The sequence below is a fragment of the Bartonella sp. ML69XJBT genome (assembly GCF_028618515.1).
Taxonomy (GTDB): Bacteria; Pseudomonadota; Alphaproteobacteria; order Rhizobiales; family Rhizobiaceae; genus Bartonella.
In genome coordinates, this window is sequence record NZ_JAQITB010000068.1 from 1 (window position 1) to 4,028 (window position 4,028).

Sequence of the window (4,028 nt, forward strand, 5' to 3'; positions counted from 1 at the left end):
AGGTAGAGGGGAAAGCACCTTTAAAACACACGCACACAATCAGTGATGTGACGGGTTTAGAAAGCGCCCTTAATGGCAAAATGGCAGCGGATAAAACTTTCTCATTTGCTGATTTAAGCGATATCGAGGGCGCTAAGGACGCAGCCAACAATTATGTTCTTTACAAATCAAGCAATAATAACTTCACCTTTGGCAGTGCTGTATCTTTGCTTGGTTCTCATCAACATAAGATTGAAGATATCGTGGGGCTTGATAAATTTAGAGCCAAGCTTAATGAAGACCTCACAGCCTATGGGCGCTTAAAACAAGCCAATGAATGGCAAAGTTATAATAAGTTTACCGGCAAAGTCACCATGAGTGGCGGTTTAGAGCTGTTGGGCAATGCATCATTGAATATTACCCATAACAACAAAGTGATCACCAGTTTAAGTACAAGTGGAAGCATGTTGCAAGGACCGCTTAAAGTGGACGGTGATGTTGTTTATACCAAGGCGCAAGTGGATAAATTGATCGCTTCATTAGTCAAACAACCTGTCGAAATTCTTATGACAGAAAGTGGTCCTATTCCATTTCCTGAAGGCATTACCGACGATACCTATGTTGAAGTATGGGCGTGGGGTGGCGGTGGTGGTGGCGGTAATTATAAAGGTGGTGGTGGCGGCGGCGGCGGTTGCGTACACAAAAAAATAAAATGGTCGCAGATCAAAAATACAAAAAATGTTCTCATTGGTCGCGGTGGTAAAGGTTTTTATACCGGTCAACCCAAAGATGTTTGTGGTTATGGTGGCTTTACACGTATTTTAGAATCCACAATAGCAGGTGGTGGTGGTGGTGGAGCTGTCAATGGACATAATAGCACAGGCGCTGTCGGTGGTGTTCAAGGAATTTCACCTGGTGGTCTTGGAGGTGGTTACTCATCCAATAGCAGTAGTTCAAATGGACGTGATTCTATTTTCAACGGTGGTGGAGGTGGTAGCTATGGAGAAAAATCAGGGGCTGTTGGAAATGGTGGCAACTCTATTTTGGGTGGTGGTGGCGGTGCTAGCGGCGATAGCAGCTCACGAGTACGAGAAGGTTGGAGCGTAAAAGGAGGAAATGGTGGAGGAAGTTATAATAATAAATCTGGTGGAGGTGGAGGCTATTTTCCGGGAAAATATGGTGACGACGGTGGCGATGGTGGAGATGGAGCAGTATTGTTCAAATTCTATATATAGGAGGCATTAATGGAATATGCAGTTGTTGAAAATGGTGTGGTAACAAATATTATTGTAGCATCAAAAGATTATGTTCACGTCTTTGATGGAGAAGCTATCCCTTCAAAGGAAGCACAAATTGGCTGGACTTATAAGGATGGAGTTTTTTCTCCTCCCGTAGTGGATAAAGACATAATGGCAGAGCCTAGGGATAAATCACAAGAAAAAGGTGAAGAAGCTTATTAGGTATTCAAACAATAGTGTAATGATAGCTGCTGTATAAAATGGGCTGTCCTTTTATCACTCTTTTAAAGCCCTTTAAAGGGCTTTTTTTGACTGACACTGTCAGTCTTATGAAGCATGATGATGGTTGTTATTGTCTCTTCATTGATTTGGAGAGCAAAATGGCAACAGAATTTAATCATGGTATTCGCATTGTAGAGGCTGGTGAGGATTCCCGTCCTTTAGCAACATTTGATCAAACCGCCCTTGGAGCGGTTGTTACAGCCCCTGATGCGGATGCACAGACCTATCCCCTTAACGAGCCCGTGTTGGTCTTTACCCATGAGACAGAGAAAATCCAAAAGCTTGGGACAAGAGGAACAGCCCTTGATGTTATCAATGCCGTTCGTGCGCAAGGGATTGAAGCACAAGTGATTTTCGTGCGGGTGGAGGAAAAGTCTACCATTGCTGAGACCCAAGCAGAGATGGTGGGGTCAAGTGTTTCTTTAACCGGTGTGCATGCCTTAGCGCATGCTAGAGGGCATTTAGGGGTAGAGCCTGGAATTCTCTTAGCGCCAGCTTATAGTGCAGGGCGGATTGACAATGGCAAAAACCCGCTAGCAGATGCTCTAGAACAGGTTGCCGAAAAGCTACAAGCCATTGCCGTGTTTGATACGGGGGGCAAAAATACGGAAGAAAGTCTTGCCTTTCGGGCAGATTTCTCCTCACGCTTTTGTTATCTGATTGACCCCTTTGTGCGGGTAGCAAATAGTGAGGGGGGCTTTAGTATCAAACCGGCAAGTCCCTTTGTGGCGGCGATGTTTATCAAACGTGACAAACAAAAGGGGGGTGTTTTTTGGTCTCCCTCCAACCAAGATGTGCATGGTATTTTAGGCACAGCACGCCCCATTAGCTATTTTGATGGGGAAATTGATCATGAGGCTAATCGCCTCAATCAAGCCGATATTGCCACCTTTATACCGGCACGCCTTAGCCAAAATGCGCATGGGCAAATGGCTGCTAATGGGCGCATTTTATGGGGCAATCACACCACCTCGAGTGATCCACTCTGGCGCTTTGTCAATGTGGTGCGCACCCGTGCAGCCTTGGAAAAAACCATCATTAACAATTTCCGCCCTTGGGCAAATGACGAAAACCTGACCGGTCAACATGTCATTGCCATTACCCGCAGCCTTACACAGTTTCTGGATGATCTGATTGCGCGTGGTGCACTGCTTGGAGGACGTGTTTGGTTTGACCGTGATTTAAATTCCAACAGCACTTTACAATTGGGACAATTGCGGGTCGAGTTTGATGCAGAAGAAGTGCCACCTTTAGAAGATTTGAGTTTCGGCAGCCGGCGCAATAGCGCTTACTTTAATCGGCTCTCTGAAGATATCCAAAAGAAAATGACTTATCAATTTGGCGATACGCTTGAAACTTATCGCAAAGCAGCAAGGAGTTAAAGCATGACTTTACGCATTGTACGCGGTTTTACGCTGATTGTTGATGATGATGTGAATCTTCACCTTGATCTTGAAACGCTCAAACTGCCCACGTTGGAAGAAATCACCGAAACCTATCAACCAGGGGGTTCTGACATGCAAATTGATGTGAGCGGTCTTGGTGTGAAAGCTTTGAGTTTACAAATGAAAATCCGCAGCCACACCCCAGAAATCATCGGTATCTTTGGTGGTTCCCCTGGTCTTCGTCATAAATTTACCGGCAAAAAACATGTGGTGTCTGAAGAAGATGGGCGCGAGCATGAACATTCCATTGATGTTACAGGGCGCTTGGTCAAAGTGGATAGCGAAGGCTTAACAGCTGGAAAAGCGACAGGCTATGATTGCGAGATCAAAAATATTTGGGACTATACCGAATTTTGGGATGGTTCTGTTTTGCATCGCTTTTCTTTTAAACGAGGTGGTTGGCTCGTGCGCAATGGGCAAGAGATCGGTTCTCGTCGACGCTCTATTCTCAATTTATAGGAATTGATCATGACAAGTTTACAAACAAGCATTGAGGTGGAATTAGCTGTTCCCATTCTCTACCAAGACAGTGAGGGTAGGCAAGCGACACGGCATAAATTGACCTTTTATCGCCCCACTTTCAAACATGCCAAGCAATTATCCGTGCTGATTGGACCACAGTTGACAGAGCTGCTGCTTCCTGAATTTGGAGAGCAAAAAACACTCACCAATGATGTGCTTATCGCTAAGCTTGCTCAAGTTTTGTTCACAAGTGAGGCAATAGGAGGCATTACAGCGCTTTTGGCTGATATGTCACATGAATCTGTTGAACTGATTGATCGACTGGATATTGTTGACGTTCTTGCTGTCTTCAAGGCTTTTTTTGCTTTTTTTACGCAACGCCAATCCCTTATGCCGGACAATTTGGAGCAGAACTAGCGCTTTATTTTCGCTGGTCGGCTCTAGAGATCAATCAGATGGATTGGCTGGATGTGATTTCCTATCGTGAAGAATTAGCACGCATCAAACAACAAGAATATGAAAGCCATCAGTTAGGATAAGAGACGATTATGGATGTTTCCCTTGTTGTGCGTTTTGTCAATCATCTCCAAGAGGGGATCGCTTCTGCCAAGCGTGATCTTGC

Annotated in this window: 5 protein-coding genes; all 5 read left to right on the plus strand. The window is 44.9% G+C overall.

All coding sequences use genetic code 11. From position 1 onward, the window contains the following. On the plus strand, window positions 1-1,214 hold a 1,214-nt coding region (locus PVV68_RS09695), incomplete at its 5' end, for a Bgr_08870 family protein (protein WP_273782984.1). 9 nt (window positions 1,215-1,223) lie between these two features. Further along, on the plus strand, window positions 1,224-1,439 hold the full coding sequence (locus tag PVV68_RS09700) for a hypothetical protein (protein WP_273722058.1): 216 nt from the start codon (window positions 1,224-1,226) through the stop codon (window positions 1,437-1,439). Window positions 1,440-1,597: 158 nt separating this feature from the next. Beyond that, window positions 1,598-2,881, plus strand: a complete 1,284-nt coding sequence (locus tag PVV68_RS09705) for a phage tail sheath C-terminal domain-containing protein (protein ID WP_273782986.1) — start codon at window positions 1,598-1,600, stop codon at window positions 2,879-2,881. Between the two features lie 3 nt (window positions 2,882-2,884). Next, window positions 2,885-3,403, plus strand: coding sequence for a phage major tail tube protein (locus PVV68_RS09710; RefSeq protein WP_273722152.1), 519 nt, complete (start codon window positions 2,885-2,887; stop codon window positions 3,401-3,403). Window positions 3,404-3,412: 9 nt separating this feature from the next. After that, window positions 3,413-3,823 (plus strand): hypothetical protein, encoded by a 411-nt coding sequence (locus PVV68_RS09715; protein WP_273782985.1) that lies wholly within the window; start codon window positions 3,413-3,415, stop codon window positions 3,821-3,823. The last annotated feature ends 205 nt before the right edge of the window (window positions 3,824-4,028 follow it).

Coding starts and splice junctions, on each gene's coding strand:
- PVV68_RS09700 (WP_273722058.1), top strand. CDS start 1,224: ATGGAATATGCAGTTGTTGAAAATGGTGTGGTAACAAATATTATTGTA.
- PVV68_RS09710 (WP_273722152.1), top strand. CDS start 2,885: ATGACTTTACGCATTGTACGCGGTTTTACGCTGATTGTTGATGATGAT.
- PVV68_RS09715 (WP_273782985.1), top strand. CDS start 3,413: ATGACAAGTTTACAAACAAGCATTGAGGTGGAATTAGCTGTTCCCATT.
- PVV68_RS09705 (WP_273782986.1), top strand. CDS start 1,598: ATGGCAACAGAATTTAATCATGGTATTCGCATTGTAGAGGCTGGTGAG.